This is a genomic window from Citrobacter freundii complex sp. 2025EL-00176, assembly GCF_053309355.1.
The window spans coordinates 1-3,665 of the sequence record NZ_JBRYHT010000029.1 but is presented as its reverse complement, the minus strand read 5'-3'; the positions used below and the strand labels follow the sequence as shown (position 1 = coordinate 3,665).

At 56.1% G+C, this 3,665-nt stretch carries 2 protein-coding genes; one reads left to right on the top strand and one right to left on the bottom strand.

Features of this window, described 5'->3' with window-relative positions:
• Nucleotides 1–34: 34 nt before the first annotated feature.
• Nucleotides 35–640, bottom strand: a complete 606-nt coding sequence (locus tag ACVXHP_RS24130; RefSeq protein ID WP_000509966.1) for a recombinase family protein — start codon at nucleotides 638–640, stop codon at nucleotides 35–37.
• A 94-nt stretch (nucleotides 641–734) separates the two neighbouring features.
• Here ACVXHP_RS24130 and ACVXHP_RS24125 point away from each other — a divergent pair, with 94 nt between their 5' ends.
• Nucleotides 735–3,632 (top strand): Tn3-like element Tn5403 family transposase, encoded by a 2,898-nt coding sequence (locus ACVXHP_RS24125; protein ID WP_001553819.1) that lies wholly within the window; start codon nucleotides 735–737, stop codon nucleotides 3,630–3,632.
• The last annotated feature ends 33 nt before the right edge of the window (nucleotides 3,633–3,665 follow it).

Sequence of the window (3,665 nt, the reverse complement as noted above, 5' to 3'; positions counted from 1 at the left end):
TGGGGTCGGTTCCGGCTGAGGGCGAAATGACACCCTAAGCGTTAGCTCTGTGTCGTTGCACGATGTCAGCGACGGTATTCTTGCTGATACCGAGCTCGCGTGCGATCCAGCGATAGCTGCGTCCCTCGGCCCTCATCGCAACCACCTTAGGCAAAAGTCGGTCTGATTTTGGTCGCACTCCGGCCTGACGACCAAGCCTCTTACCACGTGCCTTCGCAACAGCAAGGCCTGACTTGACCCGCTCGCTGATGAGATCCCGCTCAAACTCCGCAATGCCGGAAAGAAACGTCGCCAGCATTCGTCCATACGGCGACGAAAGATCGAACGCCATTCCATTCATGGCTATCACGGAAACCTTCCAGTTCTCCAGTTCACGTAGCGTATTGAGCAGATCGAGCGTCGAGCGCCCCCACCGGGAAAGCTCAGTGACCAGGATTGCATCAATTTGTCTGGACTGGGCAAGCGCCAGGACTTTCTTTCGCTCGGCCCGGTCGAGTTTAGTTCCTGAACCTGTTTCCTTAAATATTCCCACCACGTCGTAGCCGGCACGGCCGGCGAAGGCTCGCAGATCAAATTCCTGGCGTTCACAAGACTGATCCGCTGTTGAAACCCGGCAGTAAATGGCGGCACGATGTCCCAATTGAACCCTCCTGGATTTTTGTATCGGAACGCCCTGATTTATATGGGCTGGCTGTTGTCCAAAACAGACTATACTTCAAAAGGGACGAATTTGTATGTCACGACGCCATATTTTCACCGAACGGCAGCGAGCAGCGCTGTTCGATCTGCCCACGGACGAACTGTCGCTACTGAAGTTCTACACGCTGGGCGATGATGACCTGGAAAACATTAGGCAGCGCCGCAGACCGGAAAACAGGATTGGCTTTGCCCTGCAACTTTGTGCCTTACGATATCCGGGCCGTGCACTGGCTCCTGGTGAGATGATCCCGCGTGAAGTCCTTTCCTTCGTCGGTGCTCAGCTTGGAGTTCCGGCTGATGCGCTTCTCACTTATGCCACACGGCGCCAAACCCGTCAGCAGCACATGGACACGCTGCGCGAAATTTACGGCTACAAGACCTTCACGGGCCGTGGTGCCCGTGATCTGCGGGAGTGGACTTTCGGCCAGGCCGAAGATGCCAGATCAAACGAGGATCTTGCTCATCGTTTTATTGTGCGGTGTCGGGAAACTTCCACCATTCTGCCCGCAGTATCGACAATCGAGCGCTTGTGCGCGGATGCTCTGGTCGCCGCTGAGCGGCGGATTGAAACGCGGATTGCGGAAAATTTAACAGCGGATGTTCGCGATCACCTGGACAAACTTCTGAGTGAAATGCTCGCCGGCAATATCAGTCGTTTCATCTGGCTTCGCAACTTCGAGGTTGGTAACAACTCGGCTGCTGCTAACCGTTTGCTCGACAGGCTCGAATTTCTGCGTACCCTGAATATCAATCATAGTGCTTTGGCCAGCATACCTGCCCATCGCATTGCCCGGCTGCGTCGGCAGGGTGAACGCTACTTCACCGACGGTTTGCGTGACATCACTTCGGACCGCCGCTGGGCGATCCTTGCCGTCTGTGTTGTGGAGTGGGAAGCGGCGATTGCTGATGCCATAGTCGAAACCCATGACAGGATCGTAGGAAAAACCTGGCGGGAAGCGAAGCGCCAGCATGACGAAACAATTTCCGGCTCTAAAGCCACACTCACGGATACGATCCGTACCTTCACCGCGCTGGGAGCTTCGTTGCTTGAGGCCCGCAGTGACGGAACCCCGCTGGAGATGGCTGTCGCCAGTTCGGTTGCATGGGACCGGCTCGCTCAACTGGTAGCGACAGGGACTCAACTCAGCAACACGCTAGCCGATGAGCCTCTTGCATATGTCGGGCAGGGATACCATCGCTTTCGTCGTTATGCGCCCCGCATGTTGCGCTGTCTGAAGCTCGAAGCCGCGCCGGTCGCCGGACCATTGGTAGCAGCAGCTTTGTCGATCGGAGAGATGAAAGGTGTTGCATCGCCAGAAAGGCGTTTCCTGCGGCCCAGCTCCAAATGGAACCGTCATTTACGAGCTCAGGAAAAAGGAGATACCCGTCTTTGGGAAGTGGCGGTACTCTTTCACCTCCGGGATGCTTTTCGTTCCGGAGATGTCTGGCTCGCTCATTCGCGCCGCTATGGTGACCTCAAGCAGGTACTGGTGCCGATGATCGCGGCGCAGGAAAATGCAAAACTGGCCGTGCCTTCCAACCCACAGGATTGGCTGGCAGACAGAAAGGCGCGACTCACGATCGCTCTTAAGCGGCTGGCCCGGGCTGCCCGTAACGGCACTATTCCGCACGGTAGCATAGAAGATGGAACGTTGCGGATCGACAGGTTGACAGCAGACGTGCCGGATGGTGCCGAGGCACTCATACTGGATCTGTATCGCCGAATGCCGTCCGTTCGGATTACCGACATGCTGCTTGAAGTTGATGCAGCCCTTGGTTTCACAGATGCGTTTACCCATCTGAGAACCGGGGCTCCATGTCGCGACCGGATCGGTCTGCTCAACGTCCTGCTCGCTGAAGGGCTCAATCTGGGCCTGCGTAAGATGGCGGAAGCTACAAACACGCATGATTACTGGCAGCTCTCACGCCTTGCCCGCTGGCATGTTGAAAGCGAAGCCATGAACCAGGCATTGGCAATTGTGGTGGCCGCGCAGGGTAAACTGCCGATGTCACGCGTCTGGGGGATGGGCACGTCAGCATCGAGCGATGGTCAGTTTTTCCCGACAGCGCGGCATGGCGAAGCCATGAACATGGTCAATGCCAAATATGGTTCTGTTCCCGGCCTCAAAGCGTATACTCACGTAAGCGACCAGTTCGCGCCATTCGCTTGTCAGTCGATCCCGGCGACCGTGAGCGAGGCACCGTATATTCTCGATGGACTACTGATGAACGAGGTCGGTCGCCATGTTCGCGAACAGTATGCCGATACAGCAGGATTCACCGACCATTTGTTCGGAGCCAGTAGCCTGCTCGGCTACAATCTCGTTCTGCGAATCAGGGATCTGCCATCGAAGCGGTTGTACGTATTTAATCCCGATACGACCCCCAGGGAGTTACGCAAGTTGGTAGGTGGAAAAGCCCGGGAGGATCTTATCGTTGCGAACTGGCCTGATATTTTCCGTTGTGCCGCGACGATGACCGCTGGCAAAATCAGGCCCAGCCAACTCCTGCGCAAGCTCGCTTCTTACCCACGACAAAACAACCTTGCAGTTGCGCTTCGTGAAGTTGGTCGTATTGAACGGACCCTTTTCATTATTGAGTGGATCCTGGATACGGACATGCAGCGGCGTGCTCAGATCGGTCTTAACAAGGGAGAGGCCCACCATGCGCTCAAAAATGCGCTCCGTATCGGGAGGCAGGGGGAAATTCGCGATCGCACGACAGAGGGGCAGCACTACCGAATCGCTGGGCTCAATTTATTGACTGCGGTGATCATTTACTGGAATACCGTCCATCTTGGTCATGCCGTCACGGAGCGGCGGAACGAAGGGTTGGATGTTCCCCCTGAATTTCTTCCCCACATATCCCCATTGGGCTGGGCGCACATTCTACTGACTGGCGAATATCTTTGGCCCAAGGAACCGAAAGCTTAGGGTGTCATTTCGCCCTCAGCCGGAACCGACCCC